The organism is Bacillus glycinifermentans, assembly GCF_001042475.2.
Lineage (GTDB): Bacteria > Bacillota > Bacilli > Bacillales > Bacillaceae > Bacillus > Bacillus glycinifermentans.
Genome location: NZ_LECW02000045.1, coordinates 448,091 through 466,887, shown reverse-complemented (window position 1 = coordinate 466,887; position 18,797 = coordinate 448,091). Strand labels below are relative to the sequence as shown.

The 18,797-nt window shown below is 47.6% G+C and carries 18 protein-coding genes; 4 read left to right on the top strand and 14 right to left on the bottom strand.

Annotation, left to right across the window (positions count from 1 at the left end):
* Positions 1-38: 38 nt before the first annotated feature.
* The 4 genes from AB447_RS21680 to btr form a co-directional block, all read right to left on the bottom strand.
* Entirely contained in the window at positions 39-1,046 is a 1,008-nt protein-coding gene (locus tag AB447_RS21680) for a FecCD family ABC transporter permease (RefSeq protein ID WP_096892186.1), read from the bottom strand.
* A 4-nt stretch (positions 1,047-1,050) separates the two neighbouring features.
* Positions 1,051-2,055 (bottom strand): FecCD family ABC transporter permease, encoded by a 1,005-nt coding sequence (locus AB447_RS21675; RefSeq protein WP_048406819.1) that lies wholly within the window; start codon positions 2,053-2,055, stop codon positions 1,051-1,053.
* A 7-nt stretch (positions 2,056-2,062) separates the two neighbouring features.
* Positions 2,063-3,016, bottom strand: a complete 954-nt coding sequence (locus tag AB447_RS21670) for an ABC transporter substrate-binding protein (RefSeq protein WP_048354103.1) — start codon at positions 3,014-3,016, stop codon at positions 2,063-2,065.
* A 91-nt stretch (positions 3,017-3,107) separates the two neighbouring features.
* Positions 3,108-4,700 (bottom strand): bacillibactin transport transcriptional regulator Btr, encoded by a 1,593-nt coding sequence (gene btr, locus AB447_RS21665; RefSeq protein WP_048354104.1) that lies wholly within the window; start codon positions 4,698-4,700, stop codon positions 3,108-3,110.
* A gap of 266 nt (positions 4,701-4,966) precedes the next feature.
* On the opposite strand from btr, the gene AB447_RS21660 reads away from it, so the two are divergent.
* Positions 4,967-5,347, top strand: a complete 381-nt coding sequence (locus tag AB447_RS21660; protein ID WP_048354114.1) for a DUF5362 family protein — start codon at positions 4,967-4,969, stop codon at positions 5,345-5,347.
* Positions 5,348-5,390: 43 nt separating this feature from the next.
* Here AB447_RS21660 and AB447_RS21655 read toward each other — a convergent pair whose 3' ends face one another.
* Positions 5,391-6,032, bottom strand: coding sequence for an NAD(P)-dependent oxidoreductase (locus AB447_RS21655; protein WP_048354105.1), 642 nt, complete (start codon positions 6,030-6,032; stop codon positions 5,391-5,393).
* Positions 6,033-6,102: 70 nt separating this feature from the next.
* Positions 6,103-6,510: an Rrf2 family transcriptional regulator gene (locus AB447_RS21650; protein ID WP_048354106.1), complete on the bottom strand. Its 408-nt coding sequence runs from the start codon at positions 6,508-6,510 to the stop codon at positions 6,103-6,105.
* Between the two features lie 159 nt (positions 6,511-6,669).
* On the opposite strand from AB447_RS21650, the gene AB447_RS21645 reads away from it, so the two are divergent.
* Positions 6,670-7,071, top strand: coding sequence for a PH domain-containing protein (locus tag AB447_RS21645; protein WP_048354107.1), 402 nt, complete (start codon positions 6,670-6,672; stop codon positions 7,069-7,071).
* A 22-nt stretch (positions 7,072-7,093) separates the two neighbouring features.
* On the opposite strand, the gene AB447_RS21640 is transcribed toward AB447_RS21645, so the two are convergent.
* The 3 genes from AB447_RS21640 to fdhD all read right to left on the bottom strand — a co-directional run bounded on the left by AB447_RS21640 (position 7,094) and on the right by fdhD (position 9,596).
* Positions 7,094-7,573 (bottom strand): hypothetical protein, encoded by a 480-nt coding sequence (locus AB447_RS21640; RefSeq protein WP_048354108.1) that lies wholly within the window; start codon positions 7,571-7,573, stop codon positions 7,094-7,096.
* A gap of 191 nt (positions 7,574-7,764) precedes the next feature.
* On the bottom strand, positions 7,765-8,790 hold the full coding sequence (gene moaA, locus AB447_RS21635) for a GTP 3',8-cyclase MoaA (protein WP_048354109.1): 1,026 nt from the start codon (positions 8,788-8,790) through the stop codon (positions 7,765-7,767).
* A gap of 14 nt (positions 8,791-8,804) precedes the next feature.
* Positions 8,805-9,596: a formate dehydrogenase accessory sulfurtransferase FdhD gene (gene fdhD, locus AB447_RS21630; RefSeq protein ID WP_048354110.1), complete on the bottom strand. Its 792-nt coding sequence runs from the start codon at positions 9,594-9,596 to the stop codon at positions 8,805-8,807.
* A gap of 207 nt (positions 9,597-9,803) precedes the next feature.
* Between fdhD and AB447_RS21625 the strand changes: the two genes are divergently transcribed.
* Both AB447_RS21625 and AB447_RS21620 read left to right on the top strand, forming a co-directional pair.
* Positions 9,804-11,066, top strand: a complete 1,263-nt coding sequence (locus tag AB447_RS21625; RefSeq protein ID WP_048354111.1) for an L-lactate MFS transporter — start codon at positions 9,804-9,806, stop codon at positions 11,064-11,066.
* Between the two features lie 13 nt (positions 11,067-11,079).
* Positions 11,080-13,431, top strand: coding sequence for an FdhF/YdeP family oxidoreductase (locus tag AB447_RS21620; protein ID WP_048354112.1), 2,352 nt, complete (start codon positions 11,080-11,082; stop codon positions 13,429-13,431).
* A gap of 56 nt (positions 13,432-13,487) precedes the next feature.
* Here AB447_RS21620 and AB447_RS21615 read toward each other — a convergent pair whose 3' ends face one another.
* The 5 genes from AB447_RS21615 to AB447_RS21595 all read right to left on the bottom strand — a co-directional run bounded on the left by AB447_RS21615 (position 13,488) and on the right by AB447_RS21595 (position 18,790).
* Positions 13,488-14,183, bottom strand: coding sequence for a VWA domain-containing protein (locus AB447_RS21615; RefSeq protein ID WP_048355655.1), 696 nt, complete (start codon positions 14,181-14,183; stop codon positions 13,488-13,490).
* Positions 14,184-14,523: 340 nt separating this feature from the next.
* Positions 14,524-15,216 (bottom strand): VWA domain-containing protein, encoded by a 693-nt coding sequence (locus AB447_RS21610; RefSeq protein WP_048355654.1) that lies wholly within the window; start codon positions 15,214-15,216, stop codon positions 14,524-14,526.
* 275 nt (positions 15,217-15,491) lie between these two features.
* Entirely contained in the window at positions 15,492-16,508 is a 1,017-nt protein-coding gene (gene spoIID, locus AB447_RS21605; RefSeq protein WP_048355653.1) for a stage II sporulation protein D, read from the bottom strand.
* A 201-nt stretch (positions 16,509-16,709) separates the two neighbouring features.
* Positions 16,710-18,017, bottom strand: a complete 1,308-nt coding sequence (murA, locus tag AB447_RS21600; RefSeq protein WP_046130318.1) for a UDP-N-acetylglucosamine 1-carboxyvinyltransferase — start codon at positions 18,015-18,017, stop codon at positions 16,710-16,712.
* Between the two features lie 32 nt (positions 18,018-18,049).
* Positions 18,050-18,790, bottom strand: coding sequence for a YwmB family TATA-box binding protein (locus AB447_RS21595; RefSeq protein WP_048355657.1), 741 nt, complete (start codon positions 18,788-18,790; stop codon positions 18,050-18,052).
* Between the last annotated feature and the right edge of the window lie 7 nt (positions 18,791-18,797).

Sequence of the window (18,797 nt, the reverse complement as noted above, 5' to 3'; positions counted from 1 at the left end):
CCTTCCCCCTCCCCTCTATGTTGGTTGAAACAGGCGGTCTATGAAGCCGCCTTTTTTTGTCTAAACAGCAAGTACAGGAAATAAGGAACCCCGAAAATCGCAAGCAAAATTCCCGCGGGAACCTCTGACGGCTGAAACAGCAATTTCCCGGCCAAATCGGCGCACAGAACGAGGAACATCCCGATCAGTCCGCTTAAGAGCAGCGAATAGCGGTGCAGCACGCCTGCAAGCCTTCGTGCAATATGGGGCGCAATCAAGCCCACAAATGCCATGCTTCCCGAGATCGACACACAGGCGCTAATGATCCCGACACAGGCGATAAGCAGCAACGTTTTTTCCGCATTCGAGGAAACGCCGAGACTCTTCACCGTATCTTCGTGAAACCGAATCGTATCAAGAAGCCTGCATTTGGCGAGAAGAAACGGAATTAACAGCAAAAACCACGGCAGAGCGGCTTGAATATATGTCCAGTTCGCCGAACCGATGCTTCCGTTTCTCCAGACCATCGCCATTTCATAATCATTCGGGTTCATTTTCAATGACAAGTACAAAGATATGGCGCTGAAACCCGAATTAATAGCAATCCCGACAAGTATGATCCTCGCGGAATCGAGGTTTCCTCCGTGCCAGGCAAACATAAAAATGAATACGGCCGCCAAAAGCCCCCCGAGCAGCCCGAAGAAAGGCATCCCCATCGCGGAGAGGAGATTGGCCGTTTCCGTCTGTCCATGAAAAATCAGCATATAGCCGACGATGGCGGCTCCCGCTCCCGCATTAATTCCCAATATTCCGGGATCGGCCAATCCATTTCTTGTCACCGCCTGAATGACGGCGCCGGCTATCCCGAGACCGAGACCGACAAGGCCTGCCGTTGCGATGCGGGGAAGCCGCAAATCAAACAGCAGAATGCCGTACTGCTCGTTCGGGTTGATTCCAAAAAGTGCCGAAAGCAGCTCCGCCGGATGAACAGAGAACGCTCCCATCGTGATGCTGAAATAACAGACTGCAAGAATCAGCACGATCAAAACGGCATAGATAACTCCTATTTTTTTAGGCACGCTGTTCCCCTCCTTTTCTTTTAATCAAGTAAAGAAAGAAAGGAACGCCAATGATGGAAGTCACGACTTCAATCGGTGTCTCAAACGGATAATTGATCAGCCGGCTGGCAAGATCGGCCAAAATCAGAAAAACGCCGCCGATAATACAGGAACAGGGAATCAGCCGGCTGTAGTCAGAACCGACGAGAAAACGCGTGATGTGCGGAACGATCAAGCCGACGAAAGCGATTTTCCCCGCCAAGGCGACAGAACTTCCCGTAAGCAAGACGACCGCTGCCATCGCTGTCAGCTTGACGGCTCTTTTCTTCTGCCCGAGGCTTTCAGAAATATCCTCCCCCAGCGACAAAGCCGTCACTTTTCCGCTGAGAGAAAGAGCCAGGATGATGCCGAGTACGAAAAAAGGTACGGCGTATGTCAGAAGTTCCGGATTCATCTGGTGCAGCCTGGCGCTGTACCAAAAGCTGAGATCCTGCGAAATTTGAAAATAAATCGACATCGCCGCCGACAGGCTGCTGAGCAGCATGCTCGTCACCGTGCCGATAATCGCCAGCTGAACGGGCATAAAGCCGTTGGGAATCACGGCAGCCAGTCCGAAAACGAGACCCGCTCCGACAGCGGATCCTATAAACGAATACCCCATCATCTCAAGAGCGGACGACTGCGGAATCAATACCATCAGCAGCGTGATGATAAATGCCGAACCGTCGGAAACGCCCATAATCGAAGGCGAAGCCAAATAGTTTCGGGTGATTCCCTGCATCAGCGCTCCCGACACGGCCAGCGCCGCCCCGATCAAGAGGGCGCCCGCTGCACGCGGAAGCCTGGAATGCCAGATAATTTGATGGTCTGTATTCCCTTGGTCAAAATGAAACAGCGCCGAAAACACGGTTTCCCAATGAAGCTGCTTTGCTCCGAAGCACACGGAGAGAAATATGGATAAGATCACGGCAAACGGAGCGGCGATGATGATGATTCGTGTTATTCGCTTTGCGTGCATATCATGTTTAGTCCTGCGTTAATTTTTCCGCGGCAGCTTTCAAAAATTGAACTTTGCTCCATGCTGTTCCTCCTTGTGCAAGCGGATCTACAGCATTCACGAATACATGATCCTTTTTCACCGCAGAAATGCTTTTCCAAATCGGATTTTTCTCTAAATCTTTCAGCGCATTCGGATTGTCGGCATTCTCGTCGTCAGAGAATTGAACAAACATGTAGTCCGGATTCATCTCGCTCAATTTTTCCAGCGAAATCAGTTCCTGGGTTTTGGCAGCCTTTACTTCATCAGGCGCTGTGTAGCCAAGCTCGCCGTACAGCGTTGAATTGAAAAATACCTCTTCAGGATAAATAAACACATTTCCCTGTCTGATTCTGATGACGAGCGCTTTTGTATCCTTTGCGGCTTTCTTCAATTTGGCTTTAGCTTCTTTCAGATCGCTTTCATATTCCGAAATGATGTTCTTTGCCTTATCCTCTTTTCCCGTCAATTGAGCCAAAAGGTTCAAGTTGTCTTTCCAATTGGAAGCAACGTGCGAAACAGGAATCGCAGTCGCGATGTTATCGAGCTTTTTCACCGTCTTCTCGGGAAACTTCGTGGAGGCTAAAATGACGTCAGGCTTAAGCTCAAGGATTTTTTCCAGGTTAGGTTCCGTTTTTTCGCCGACAGCAACAGCTTTATCGGTAATGCTCTTAAACAGATCCGGGAACTTTCCTGAAAAAGAAATCGCACCTGCAGGGTGAACGTCAAGAAGCTTCGCGTCTTCCATCGATTCCACGCTTCCCGTAATCACGATTCGGTCAGTCGGAACCTTCACCTTGTATGTATGACCGAGATATTGAATGCTTTTCTCTGATGATTGTGCGCTTTTTGCAGCGCCGCCAGTCTCTTCTTTTTGGCTGCCGCAAGCTGCCGCAGTCAAAGCGAGAAGCAAAATACATAAACATATAGAGATTTTTCTCATCTATCTAAGACCCCCTGATTTAATTGATAATAATTATCAATTAAAATTATAGGTAAGCCTTCTTAATAACACCATGGACAATATCCGGCAATTAAAATGAACTTTTTCCGGACAGCAGCCGAACGGCCTGGCGAATGATCCGTTCATGGCTGCAAGCCGAATATTCGCGCCAAGGATCTGACTGAATGCGGTACACACGCTGTTCGCGCACCGCTTTTAGATCCTGCCAGGCAGACGTCTGCTGCAGCTCGTGGTAATAGGCGATCGTTTCAGGTTCTTTGTAAATGAAGACCATGATGCAATCAGGGTGATATGCCTTGATTGTTTCCAACGGAATCGCCCGATCCGTCGGTTCATCCAAAAAAGCAGCCGATTCAAAGCCTAAGTCGCCGAAAAAAACGTCCCGGACAGAGCGATTGTGGGCGAGATAGAGTTCGTGTTTATGCAGGCGCAAAAACAGAAATCGCTGCTGTCCGACAGCCTGAAGCGCTTTTTTCGCAGCTTCGGTCTGCCTCTCATAGGACGCCAGCCATTTGCGCGCTTCCTCTTCTTCTTCGACATGAGCGGCGGCCAAGGCGAACTGCGTTCTCCAATCTTCCTGTGACGGCAGATAGACGGCATCGGCGATTCCGTTCAGGCGCTCCCGTTCTTCTTCTGAAACGTCATCCATGCTGATAATCAGCTCAGGACCAGCTTTGGCCAGGATTTGCAGATTTTCTTCCCGCGGTTCATCAAAGCGGTAAGCGCTGAGGTGAACCGGGATGTCTGCCGCAAAATGCTTGTAGTAATACGCCGTCCATTTCGGATGGAGCGGAGCCGCATAAGGAATGAGGTGAAGCGGTATGAGCTGTCCGAGCGTGTTCTGGCCGTAGGCAGCAAGCTTCTTGCGCCTTTTTTTCATGTAGGCGCTCGGGGAAAGCCCGGTATGCTTTTTAAACGTCCGGCTGAAGTAAAATTCATCCTGGTATCCCGTCTGGCTGGCGATTTCCCTTAGCTTGTAGCTGGCCCTGGCCATCATCTGTTTCGCTTTTATCATCCTGGTTTCCGTCATGAACTCTGTCACGCTTTGCCCGTACAGCTTTTTGAACGTTTCACTGTAATGCTTAGCACTGATACCGGCCATGTGTGCCAGCTGATCAAGCGTGATGTGTGCATCCGCATGCTCTTCAATATACGCTTTCGTGTTGGCGATGGCTGATGCGGTATCAGCCGGGTGAAACAGCCTTGCCGAGCAGATGTCGTAAAGAAGGTGCTGTAGTTCCAGCTGGCACTTCATCTCCTGAAGCGCAGAAGAAGGCGGCCATAATGAAAAAAGCTTCTGAAGACGGGCGGACAGATTTCCGACCGAATGCACATTCATCATCTGAATGTCGGAAAAGAGGTCTGGATCTGTGTCAGGCTCAAGCGTTTGGTGCCGCTTGGCGCTTGCATACGCGTGCAGCCTGATGAGAAATACGCTGACGTCGTCTGAGGAGGCCGTAATGCCGAACGTTTCATAAGGAGGACAGATATAGAGCGTTTCTTTTTGCAGCGGAACACCCGCTTCATTAATCTCAATTCTTCCTTCGCCCTTCAAATGAAAAACAAAGACGAACGAATCGGCAAGCTGCTGTTCATTTGGAAGGTCGCCGGTTTTTTTTATATGATCGATTTGCAGGAGACGATAAAGATAAGAGGATTTCACAGTAAAACCGCCTTTCTAAAAAAGGTAGATCAATACAAAAACACACCCTTTCAGGACCTATGGTAAAATCGGCTGGGTACCGGAATTAAATCTACCAGTAAAGCAGGGTGTTTAGAACATACTATACCATACCGAAAACCCGCTTCCTCCGGGAAATCATTTAAAAACGTTTCCATCTCTTAAAATTCATAATTTAGATTCAAAAATACTCTTTTTTATTGTATAAATAGAATTTATTATATATCTTGGAAGACGGGAAGATGTTTATGATGACTGAAAGTTTGAGAAATTCTCTTAACATTATTTCAAAATGGGGAAAAGCCGCGGGAATTTTGATTATTATTACAGGCGCTTTTACAGCGCTCTTCGGCCTCCCGCTGTTTTTGATAGGAGCAGCACCCGGCGTATTAATGATCGTTTCAGGCGTATATTTGCTGAAATCGGCAAGCTCCGCTTCGCTGATGAGCAAAGAAATATCTGAAGAACCGCACGAATCTCTATTAGAAAATTATGCCGCTTTTATAAAATGGCAAGTGTTTTATCTGGGGGCGAGTGTTGTCCTTACTTTAATATTCATCATATTCTTTATTATTTTGTTTTGCATCGGAGCCGTTGCCGGATACAATGAAATCCAGTATAACTTTTGAATAACATGAAAAAGGGCCTTTTCCCGAAAGGCCCTCTTTACGTTTATTCCGCTTCACCTACAACCGTAAACCGTTCATTGATATGCTCGCCGTTTTCGGCTTCGTCTACAACTGCAATGGCGTAGTCTGCATAGCTGATATAGCTCTCTCCCGCGGCATTGACGATCAGGTTTTCCTGTCCTTTTTGATAGGAGCCCGTGCGTTTTCCTTCAGGATTGAAAAAGGCCGCAGGACTGATAAAAGTCCATTTCAAACCGCTTGATTGTTTTAAATCCTCTAAATTCTGCCCTTGATTTTTTGCTGTCGGCAGATATTCTTTCGGGAATTCAGGCGTGTTGTACAGCTGGGTCGTTTTTTCTTCATCAACGTAAAGGCTGCCCGCCCCTCCGACAACAATCAATCTTGTTTCCGGAACCTGCCTGAATAATTCGATCAGTTTTCTTCCCGCCTCAACGTGAAGATGCTCCTGCCCCGGCGCAGCGCCAAACGCATTGACTACGACATCAAGACCTTTCACATCTTCCGGCTTCAAATCAAAAACGTCTTTTTCAATGACGGGTACACCGCTGCCTTCGGCTTTTGATGCGTCTCTGACAATCGCCGTCACGTCGTGTCCCCTTCCTGCCGCTTCTTTTAAAATCAATTTGCCCGCTTTTCCGCTGGCCCCGATAATGCCGATTTTCATTGTTTCAACCTCCGTTACCATTTTTGTAACAAACTAAGTTACATCCGAGTGGTGAAAAATCATCTCTCGTTTACAAGAGATGAAATAATATGTCTTTAAGCGATTTGCTGGCCAATTCGTTTTCCATTGCCTGCTGAACGCTGTAAAAGGTTTCATCGAGCGTTGATTGAATTCGTTTCCCTACCGGACAGTCCGGATTTGGTTTTTCGTGGATTGCAAACAGTTCTTCCTGACTTTGGACTGCGCGGTAAATATCAAGCAGGGAAATGTCCTCGGGATCCCTTTTCAGGCGTGCACCCGCAACACCTGGCCGCGACGTCAGAATGTCCGCTTTTTTCAAGAGGCTGATCATGCGTCTGATGACAACCGGATTCGTATTGACGCTCCCGGCAATGACTTCTGAAGAAACCTGCTCGCGCGGATTTGAGGCGATTAAAGAAAGAATATGAATTGCAACAGCAAGACGGCTGTTTACCATATGTTTTCACCACCGTTGTAATTATTTTAGTTACAGGACGTCTTTTTGTCAACTCCTATAATATACTTTATTTTTGACTAAACCGGGAGCTTTATTTTAGTGAAGCGGCGAAACTTTTTTTCAGGATGATCGTAACACATCTTGAAGGGAGTGTTTTTGATGAAGGATATCGCTGAAGGAAAAGCGGCCATTCAAAGCCGGCTCAAACCGAACGAAGAAGTGAAGTCAGTCATTATTTGCGCCTACAATGCAAAAATGGCCGCCCGCTATACACCGTACCGCGGCCTTCTTGCCGCCACCGGCAAACGGCTGCTGTTTTATTCTTCGCTCTTCGGAGCCCCGTTCTATCTCGATATGCCTTATCACACCATCTCATCGTTTCGCCATAAGAAAGGGCGATTGTTAGGCGGCGAGCATATCGTTGTGATGAATAACGGGGAACAGGAAGATTTTCGGTATGATGTGGGGTGTGATGCTTTGGACACATTCATCGAAGCCGTACGGCAATTTAAACAGCCGTCCGAAGACGGCGTCAAAAGGGTAACCTGTTATCCGGGGTGAGGAGCTCCGGATTTTCTATGGATTAATTATTGATTTCATACTTTTCCCCATATCTCAGCACTTTATAAATCGCCATTCCGTCAGAAAGGTGATTCTCGGAATACCGCACCGGAATAAGCGCAAAAAACACATAATAAGTTGAAAAATAAACAAACTGGTATAAAACGATATTTTCGCTCAACACATCTTTTGCAATCAGCGTGTTCACGAGAAAAATAGACGCCAAATTAAATATCGATCCTCCTGCATAAATGAGCGCATTTGTTATTCGGTTGTCGTATTTTAATTCCCCGTAATTACAAAACGAGTCCATAAAGTAAATGCTTCTGATCTGAACCGGGCCGATTTTCAGCAGTTTTTTGCCCATGCCGATCTCAAGGGACGCCTTCCCTCCAAAAAGCAGCGCCATCAGGCCGTGGCCCAAGACGTGAAGAATCGATACTGCGGGAAATACGAGCAAAAACGACCAGAAAAATTTTGCGATATCGTCGAGTCCGAACATCAAAAATCACCCTTTCTGTCTCAACCGTTGCTTTTTTTAAATTGCCGCATTCCTTCCCTGCAAAACCTGATGATATGTCAGAAAAAACAAAAAGGAAGCAAACGGTTTGTTTGCTTCCTGGAATCGTCTTGCACTTATTTTTTCCGATCTGGCTCCCGCAATGTGCCGCCCCGATTTTAGATGCAGGTTGTCTACCCGCCGATATAAGACATTTCAACTTTTTTCCTCGGTGCGGCCTTTGAGAGTGCCCTGTCAAGCGAATACTGGTCGGTCCGGTTTCTCCAGACTGAGCTGATCGCGCCCGCGAGTTCTTGGTCGGACTTGCCGCTTCTGACCAGCGATCTGAGATCAAAACCGCTTGAAGCGAAAAGGCATGTAAAAAGCTCTCCTTTTGCCGACAGCCTCGCTCTGTTGCAGGTTCCGCAAAAAGCGTCTGAGACGGAAGAAATAAATCCGACCTCCCCCGAGCCATCAAAGTAGCGGTACCTCTCTGCCACTTCCCCTTTATAGTTGGGATCGACCGGTTCAATCGGCACTTCCTCATTGAGAAGGCCGATGATATCGGCTTTCGTGACAACGGCGTTCCGCTTCCATTCGTTTGAATTGCCGACATCCATAAACTCGATAAACCGCAAAATATGGCCTTTTTCTTTAAAATAACGGGCCATTGGCAAAATGTCTTTTTCATTGACCCCTTTCTGGACGACCATGTTGATTTTGATGCCGAGTCCGGCCTGCTTCGCCGCTTCGATGCCATCGAGCACCTTGCTGACCGGGATACCTCTTCCGTTGATCGCCTTAAAACGGGCATCTTCAAGGGAATCGAGGCTGATCGTCACCCGCTTCAATCCGGCTTTTTTGAGCTTTTCCGCGTAAACCGGGAGCAGCACGCCGTTCGTCGTCATCGCAATGTCGCGCAGCCCCGGAATCCGTGCCAGTTTTTCGACCAAATCGGGCATATCCTTTCTCATCAGCGGCTCTCCGCCCGTGAGACGGATTTTTTCAACGCCGAACGCCTTGACGAAAAGACTCGCCAAACGTTCAAGCTCCTCAAATGAAAGCAGCTCTCCCTTCGGCAAAAACGGATAATCCGGTCCAAAAATCTCGGCAGGCATGCAATATGTGCACCGGAAATTGCAGCGGTCGGTAACGGAGATTCGCAAATCCCGAAGCGGCCGGCCTTTTTGATCCAATACTTGTTCTGTGTGTGCGGTCATGCGCGTTGCCTCCTTTATGATAGCTGTAATCGTTCGTGATGGGTGTATACGTTAAACGACCGGTTTCTCGCAAATCCAATCGTCATAATATTCAAGTCCTCCGCCATCTGAATCGCAAGCTCGGTCGGAGCCGATTTGGAAATCACCGCGGAGACGCCGATTTTTGCGGCCTTCAGCAGCACCTCAGAGGAAATTCTGCCGCTGAATACGATCAGTTTGTCATGCACCGGAATCTGATGAAGCAAACAGTATCCGTACAATTTATCCAGCGCATTGTGCCTTCCGATGTCAGACCGTGTCACCATCACCTTGTCAGCGCTGCACAAAGCGGCATTGTGGACACCTCCCGTATGCTGAAAAAGCCTGCTGTTTTCCTGCATTTCCCGCATGAGGGCCAAACAGTTCTCAGGCTTAATCTTCACGACTTGAAGAGCCGTTTTAGCCGTTTTGACATCCTGCTGAAAATAAAAATGCCGGCCTTTGCCGCAGCAGGAACCGATGACGCGTTTTGTGTAATCCTGAAGCCGAAGCTTTTGTGAACTGACAAGATCAACATATGCGAAACCAAGACTTTCATCTATTGTAAACCTTTTAATCTCTTTTTTAAATCGGATGACCCCTTCAGAAGCGAGAAATCCGATCACAAGTTCTTCCAGGTGGTCCGGCGAGCATACAAGCGTGACGAATTCCTCGCCGTTGACCATCACAGTCAGGGGATATTCTGTCGCCATTTGATCCTCTTCTTTTGTCAGTTCTCCATTATCATAACGGATAATACTGCGGCTTGCTGTGATGTTTTTTCCCATTGGTAAATCTCTCCCCTTTCTCTTATTACTATACTCGCATATCGTCATGTTTCACAACCTTCAAAGGCTAAATTTGGGAGTTTCATCTTGTTGATAGCTTGAAAATATGATACTATTTTTTGAAAGCGCTATCATTAATGATCTTGACCAGCCCTCTCCTTCCCCCTCTTTCTAACGGTTTTCATTTCCCCTTTAGGAGGAATCGAAATGAAAAAAGTGAAAAACAGATGGATCATTGCTTTATGTGCAGTCGGCATTCACTTGTCAATCGGGTCGGTATACGCATGGAGCGTCTTTACGAATCCGCTTGCCGAACGGTTCGGCTGGAGCCTTAGCCAGATCAGCCTGACATTCAGCATCGCGATTTTGTTTCTCGGTTTGTCGGCCGCTTTTTTAGGACACTTCGTCGAAAAACACGGCCCGAGAAAAGCCGGAATGCTTGCCGCGTTTTTCTTCGGAACCGGTGTAACGTTCTCAGGGGTTGCCGTCCAGCTCGGATCCCTGCCGATGCTTTATTTGTTTTACGGCGTCTTCGGCGGCATCGGGCTCGGCGTCGGCTATATCACGCCTGTATCCTCGCTTGTCAAATGGTTTCCCGACCGCCGCGGCCTCGCTACAGGGCTTGCAATTATGGGATTCGGTTTTGCAGCGTTGATCAGCGGTCCGGTGATGCAGGCTCTGATCGTTACTGCCGGCATCGCGAATACCTTCTTTATCCTGGGCATCTGCTATTTTTTGATCATGCTGTGTTCTTCTCTTTATTTGTCCCCGCCTGAAACGGATTGGCAGCCGAAAGGACTTTCTTCAGAAAAAAGCAAACGGCCCCGCAGTACGGATTTATCACAACTTACGGCAAATGAGGCGGTGAAAACAAGACGGTTTTATTATTTATGGCTGATGCTCTTTATTAATGTCACATGCGGGATTGCCATCATCTCAATCGCTTCCCCGCTGGCCCAGGAAAGCGCGGGAATGTCGGCCGCCGGCGCAGCTGCGCTCGTCGGAGTTTTAGGGGCGTTCAACGGTTTGGGACGCATCGGCTGGGCCTCCATATCGGACTATATCGGACGTCCGAATACGTATACCGCCTTTTTTGCCGCCCAGCTCATCGCTTTTCCGCTGCTGCCGTTTATGACAGATCACATCATGTTTTCTATTTTCATGGCGCTGATCTATACATGTTATGGAGGGGGATTCGCCGCGATTCCCGCCTACATCGGCGATTTGTTCGGGACAAAGCAGCTCGGTGCGATTCACGGTTACATGCTGACCGCCTGGGCGGCAGCCGGCCTCGCCGGACCGATGTTTTCCTCATGGATCCGCGATGTGACGGGAAGCTACTCACAGAGCTTGGCGGTTTTCGCCGTGCTTTTCGGAATCGGACTGTGCCTATCGATTTTCATCAGGGCCGACATGAAACAATTGAGAAAAAAAGCGGACATTCGCTTTTCCGATTCGGTTAAGGGATGAAAGGAGTGGGAAAATGGGAGAAACAAAGCATGAAGGACCGATGAAATTAGACAAACGGCCGGCGCCTAAGCTGTGGGCCTCTCTTGCGCCGATGGGACTTGGAAAGGTAAAGCCAAAACATATCAGAGATACGATGAAAGCCGCCTGGGATAACAAAGACAGCCTTCCGTACGCCTACAGAATTTTGACGCAAGGCGTCTGCGACGGATGTGCGCTCGGAGTCTCCGGCCTGCGCGATCAGACGCTTACAGGCCCTCATTTATGCACGACAAGGCTGAACGTCCTGCGCTTAAACACGATGCCTTCGATTGAAGATAAATGGCTGTTTGCCGACATCGGAAAGCTGAGAGAACTGGACAGTGCCAGCCTCAGAAAATTGGGCCGCATCCCCTATCCGTTGTCCAGAAAAAAAGGTGAAAGAACTTTCTCGAGAATATCGTGGGACGAGGCGCTCAGCCGGATCGCCGGCAAGATCAGATCGATTGACGGAAAACAGCTTGCATTTTATCTGACCGCCCGCGGCATTACGAATGAAGTCTATTACACGGCGGCAAAGGCGGCCCGCTTTCTCGGCACAAACAACATTGACAATGCATCAAGGATCTGCCATTCGCCAAGCAAAACGGCTTTAAAACGCTCGCTCGGAATCGGTGCTTCCAGCTGCAGCTACCGGGACTGGATCGGCACGGACGTCCTCGTCTTCTGGGGGTCTGTCGCCGCCAACAATCAGCCCGTTTCCACCAAATATATGTACGCCGCTAAAAAAGCGGGGACAAAAATCATCATGATCAATCCATACAGGGAACCCGCCATGGAAAACTACTGGATTCCGTCAATACCTGAAAGCGCCCTTTTCGGAACGAAGGTCGTCGATGATGTGTATCAAGTCAATATCGGCGGGGACATCGCCTTCATAAACGGCGTGATGAAGCACTGGTTTGACATGGAGGAGCATGCACCTGGTTCAGCGATCGATCGGACCTTTGTCGAAACGCACACAAACGGCTTTACAGAGCTAAAACGGCATATATCAAGGCTGACATGGGATGCGCTTGAAGCGTCATCCGGTTTGTCAAAGGAGAGAATGAAAGAATTTGCCCTATTGCTCGCCCGGGCGAATACAGGCGTTTTCGTCTGGAGCATGGGGCTCACCCAGCACCGGTTTGCGACAGACAACATCTCACAGGTGGCAAACCTCGCCCTTCTGCAAGGCTTTATCGGGAGACAACATTGCGGCGTCATGCCGATCAGGGGCCACAGCGGCGTTCAGGGTTCAGGTGAAATGGGAGCTGACCCGTTCGCATTGCCCGGCGGTGATTTCGATGAAGAACATAGGGCGCGGATTGAGAAGATTTGGGGCTTTCGGATTCCGAAGTGGCAGGGAGACACAATCGGTCAGACAATCGAAAACATGCTTCTTCCTGACGATCATCCGAAAAAAGTAAAAGTGTTTTATACGAGCGGCGGCAACTTTCTGGAAACGATGCCTGATCCCGCTTTTATCGAAAAAGCCCTTCAAGAGGCTGAACTTAGGGTTCATCAGGATATTATATTGAACACATCGACGCTTCTTGATGCGAAAGAAGAGGTCATCGTGCTGCCGGCGATGACGAGATATGAACAGCCCGGCGGCGGGACTTCGACAAGCACGGAGCGGATGGTCTACTTCAGCCCGGAAATTAAAGGGCCGCGAATCGGTGAAGCCCGTTCGGAATGGGACATCTATATCGATCTTGCCAAACGCGTCCGGCCGGAAGACAAAGAACTGATCGATTTCAACAGCGCTGCGGAAATCCGTCGGGAAATTGCCGCAGCCAACCGGAACTACGACGGGATTCAGCATTTGAAAAACCGCGGGGACGTCTTTCAATGGGGAGGCGCCTGGCTTTGCGAGGGCGGCATATGTCCGACAGCCGACGGAAAGGGAAATCTGATCCCTGCCGACCTTCCAGAAAACAGGCAGACGGAAGGGCGCTTCTATGTAACGACAAGGCGTGGAAAACAGTTTAACTCGATGATTTACAGCAAAAAAGATCCGTTTAATGATGCGGACCGCTATGACGTCATGATCAACCCGAAAGACGCAGAAGCGCTTTATATGAAGAACGGCGAAGCGATCGTCTTGTTCAACCGTTTCGGAACCTTTCAGGGACGTGCCAAATTTGCGGATGTGAAGCGGGGAAACGCCGCTGTTTACTGGCCTGAGGGTAATGTGCTGATTCCTAAAGGCATGTATGAAAGCCATGCCAAAATTCCTGAGTACAACACAGAGGTCATTATTGAAAAAGCGGAAACCTTTCATTCAAGAAAAGATCAGCGCTACGTTGAAAAGCGCATTAAAGAACTTGAGGTGACGATAGAATAATATGAGGATTATATCAAAAGGGGCGGCATCCGGATGCCGCCCCTTTCCCATATGGATTAGTCAGACAGTTTTTCGCCTTCTTCTTTCCATACTTGTTTAAATTCTGCTGCTGAATCGGCTTCAATCAATTTTCCTCCACCGGCTTCTGCTACGTTTTGCAGCTTCGTTTTTTCATTTGGCGTTTGCACATCAAAACCAACGATATTGACGATCGTTTTGATGTTGGATTTGCGCAGGTCTTTTGCTGCTTGAACAGGGTCTCCTCCGCACGTCTCCTCACCGTCGGTCACGATGTAGACGTAATTTTTCCCGTCTTTATCAGACAGTTGATCTTTTACATCATAAAGAGATTTGGCAATCGGAGACCAGCCTGTAGGCTTGATGCCGCTTAATGCCGTTTGGAATCCGTCTGTCGAAAATGGCTGCAAATCAAAAAGCGTTTCTGTCGTTCCGCATGATTCTGCTTTTCCTGATAATTTGTTGTTACCTTTATGTCCGAACACATTCAGCATGACATTCGCATCGTCTGAAAGCAAATTAGCGAAATCGTTGACAGAATCTTTGGCGATGTCGAATTTCTTTTCCCCGTCGATTTTTCTTGCCATGCTTCCGCTTGCATCGAGTACAATCGCGACGTTTTGTACGTCTTTTGTGCTGCTGTCCGCAGCATTTCCGTCTTCAGCCGCAAAAGCTGACGGTGCCAAAGACAAAGCAATCGCGAACGTGGACAATAAAGCGAGTCCTTTTTTCATCCTTTCACATTCCTCTCTTCAATTGGTTTTCAACAGCTTGTCCCACCGGGGACAAGTTCACAAACATCGTAAAAGAAGGCCGGACAGAAATAAATAGGCCGGAAATCCTTTTTGAAATCGCTTGATTTTCAAAATCCTTACTCGTTTCGAACGACATTTTCACTTAAGTCCTATCAATAAAGTCTGCTAAAAAAGCCATGATCCTCCCAAAAAAGTGCAGAGACAGCCGATAACACCGCCTAAGGATGGAGAGGTGTTCAAGGTTCTGACACAGGAACTTAACATTTGTAACGTCATGCGCACAAAAAAGCCCGCGGTTATCTCCGCGGGCCTTCAATCATTATTTTGAAAGCTTGACGGCTTCCTGAGTAAAGATTTTTTTAATGTCGTTTTTCGTTTTAGCTTCGAAATATTCGCCGCCTCCAGCTTTTGCAATGCTCGTCAGCTGGCCGTGATATCCTCTGCCGTAATCAAAGCCGATGACATTGACAACCGTGTCGCGGTCGGATTTGCGCAATTCTGTCGCTACTTTGACAGGATTTCCTCCGCACGTTTCTTCACCGTCTGTCAGCAGATAAACAACGTTTTTCCCGCTATTGTCAAGCTGGTCAAATGCGTTTTTGGCGTCCTGCAGCGCGTTTGCAATCGGCGTCCAGCCTGTCGGCTTGATGCCGTTCAATGAGTTGCGGAAGCTTTGTTCCTCAAATGGTTGGAAGCCGTACACACCTCTGATTGCATTACAAGATTGGATCTTTCCTGAATTTTTATTGTTTCCCTCTGAACCGAAAACCCGCATGAGTACATTTGTATTCTGAAGCTTGGAGCTGAAGTTGAAAGCTTCTTGTTTGGCAAGCTCGTACTTCGTTACTCCATCGATTTTTTTCGCCATGCTTCCGCTTGCATCAAGCATGATCGCAACGTTAGGCGCATCTTCTGCAACAGATACCTCCTGCTTCTTTTCCGCCGCAAAAGCAGGCGATCCCAAGCTTAAAACCAAGGCCGTCAGAATACCTACTGTGAGTCTTTTCTTCATTCTCCCTGTCTCCTTTCATTTTTAAGTCGTTAAACACTTATTATCGTAGAAGAACACCAGGGAGAAATAAATAGGGCATGCCTCCTCTTCACCGTTATTTACTTTTGCATATATGAAGCGCTTCAATTGGTCATTAACACCCGGCCCTCGCTCGTTTAAAAGCGAATTAGCGGTCTTTGGACGCTGTTCGGCAAGCCCTCTGGCACATTAATTTTGAAATATTTGTATCCTGATTTCGGGCGGATGAGCGTCATTGCGCTGACACATTTGCTAACCTATTTTTTCGCCGTATATTTGTTTAAAAACTCACCTGCGTTTGATACTGCCGTTCCTTTGTAATAATACTTGACGATGTCCTCTGCTTTTTTTCCGTCCTTCGCCATATAATGAGCCCCGTATTGGCTCATTCCGACGCCGTGGCCAAATCCCCTCGTCGTGATGATAATTTGGTTTCCTTTCCGTTTCCAGTCAAAATCGGCCGATTTCAGGTCAAGTTTTTCGCGAATATCCCTTCCATCAAGCTTCTTTCCGTTGATCACGGCCGTTGCCACGCGCTTTCCCGGAGTCCGCTTCGTTATATTTCCGACGTTTGCCGAATCATCAAGCGTAACGCCGAGCTTTGTCTCAAATTCAGCGACCGTAAAGGATTTATGATTTAAAAATTTTGGCGATTGTTTATCCCAGGTGCTTTTTACGCTTTTCAGATAAGGGATATCACTTGTCCAATAGGCTCCTGCATTTTCCGTGTAGCCGTTGCTGGTTGAAAAGAATGAAGCATCAATCGGTTTATGGTCATAGGTTAAAATTTTTCCTTGTGTACTGGCAACAGCTTGTGTCACTTTCTTGATTTTCCAGTCATAATCATCCTTCCAAATCCGGCGGAGCTCTGATTTGCTTTTATACACCTGAAACATTTGCGTATCATCGACAAGCGAACCTTTCGGAGATTGGACGGCTTGATCTGATACCATTTGTCTCACGATGTACGTGCGCGCTGCAAGCGCTTGTGCTTTCAAAGCTTCGATTTCAAAGTCAGCCGGCATTTCAGAGGCGACGACCCCGATGACATACTCTTCAATCGGAATGTCTTCTACTTGGCGGTCAGCCGTTCTGTAGACCGGAATCGAAACGGGAGACTTTTTTAATGTCGCCGGCTCTTTTTCCTCCTTTATCCCGGTGTGTTTGGCGGTCTTCGGCGTCCCGGCTTCCCCGTGAAAAGGAAGAACAAGCAGTGTTGGTACGAGTAAAATCAGCATGCAAATCCCTGCTAGTACAATAAATAGCTGTTTCAAATTAGCTGCCCCCATTTCTGTTTTGTCTCTTTCATTTTATGGGCGGGGACAAGCTAATATGACAGTACTTTTTGGCTCTCTGTATGTATGTAAATCGCACTTTCGGTACATAATGATAGATATGGGAGACATATTGATATAGAATGATTGAACGATAAACAAAAATCAGTATGTCTGATCGACATACTGATTCATAAAATATTATGCATTAACATCTGATACAACTTCTTTATTTTCAAGATGAACTTCTTCATCATTAACGCGTTCAATATCAGCACCAAGGTTCGCGAGTTTTTGATGGAAGTTGACATATCCCCGATCCAAATGCTTTAATTCTGTAACGCGTGTATGTCCGTCAGCAACAAGACCGGCAAGAACCAGAGCCGCACCTGCACGCAGGTCTGTTGCAGCAACCTCTGCGCCTTGAAGCTGGACAGGACCGTTAATGATCACAGAACGTCCTTCAATTTTAATATCTCCGTTCATCCGGCGGAATTCTTCGGCATGCATGAAGCGGTTTTCGAATACGGTTTCCGTAATCATGCTCGTTCCGTTTGCACGCATTAAAAGGGCCATCATCTGCGACTGCATATCAGTCGGGAAGCCCGGATGCGGCATTGTCTTTAAATCGATCGGCTTTAATTCTGCCGGACCGATAATCCGAAGACCGTCTGCTTCTTCGATAATTTGAACGCCCATTTCTTCCATTTTCGCAATTAAAGATGTCAAATGCTCAGGAACAGCTCCCTGCACGAGAACATTCCCTTGCGTGATCGCAGCGGCTACCATGAAAGTTCCCGCTTCAATCCGGTCAGGGATGATGGTGTGCTTGGCGCCGTGGAGCGTTTTAACACCTTCAATTTTAATGGTGCCCGTACCGGCACCACGGATTTTTCCGCCCATTGCATTAATGTAATTGGCCAAGTCGACGATTTCAGGCTCTTTCGCAACGTTTTCAAGAGTCGTCGTGCCCTCAGCCAAAGAAGCAGCCATAATCAGGTTTTCGGTTGCTCCAACACTAGGGAAATCAAGGTAAATCTTCGCGCCCTGAAGGCGGCCTTCAACAGTTGCTTCAATAAAGCCGTTTCCGACCTTAATCTTAGCCCCCATTGCTTCAAAACCTTTCAGATGCTGGTCAATCGGTCTTGATCCGATCGCACATCCTCCAGGCAGTGCCACTCTGGAATGGCCTGTGCGAGCAAGAAGCGGACCCATTACCAATACAGATGCACGCATTTTCCGAACATATTCAAACGGAGCCTCAGTTGATAAAGCACGAGATGCATCAACCGTAACTGTATTATTCTCAAAATGAACATTTGCGCCTAAATGACGTAACACTTCGTTAATCGTATATACATCGGAGAGCGTAGGCACATCACATATTACGCTTTTTTCTTCACTGGCTAATAAAGATGCAGCGATTACTGGTAAAACGGCATTTTTTGCTCCTTCAACTTTGACTGTGCCGTTTAACTTTCGACCGCCGCGGACGATGATTTTTTCCAAGGTATTCCCCTCCGCGTCCCAATTTCTCTATATTAATATTCAGTCGTGACGATTGGTGTGCCAACCGTGACGGTAAGTTTTTCGCCCATTCCCGCGTTTCTAAGCGAGACTTGCAAATTCATTTGATGTTTTTCTGTTTTGATGGATTCTTTCCACTCGTTAGTAAAGGCAGAAACAGAAACGAAATTTGGTTCGATTAAATCCTCAACTGACGTTGCGTTAAATTCTTTCACTAGCTCGTTTGCTTTTTTTTGCAAAACAACATCCATCATACCATTTAGATGGCCCTTTAGACAAGTAAAAACTGCGGTCTTTTCTCGCATTATGTCGAATGCATCCCGTTCAAACTGCTCATATGTATCGTTCCAGTTTTCCCGTAGGCCCGCGCCTTTTTGCTCATATAATAAATACGATACAGGTCCCTCGTTTTTGAGGGTAGAGACCACATGTATTTTTGCGCGGACGCGTTTTTTTGGGTCAGCATACATTCCGGTCGCTTTTACTGTGCCATCTTCCCGTGTGAAAGTCCATTCATACTGTCGATATTGCTTCTTTAAATGTTGCACTTTTTCAAAAAATTCTTTTTCATTAAGCGAGAACTGTTTTTTTGTATGCAGCGTCCATTCTTCAAGCACAACATCATGGCGGGCCAACCCTTCGGCAAGTTGCCCAAGCGGAGTATTCCCCGCGGCATCAAGCGTTTTAAATACGTAAACGGCCAGAAATAAAATCACAATAAAAATGAGGGCGTTAACCGTTTGTTTGTTCTTCATCACGCAC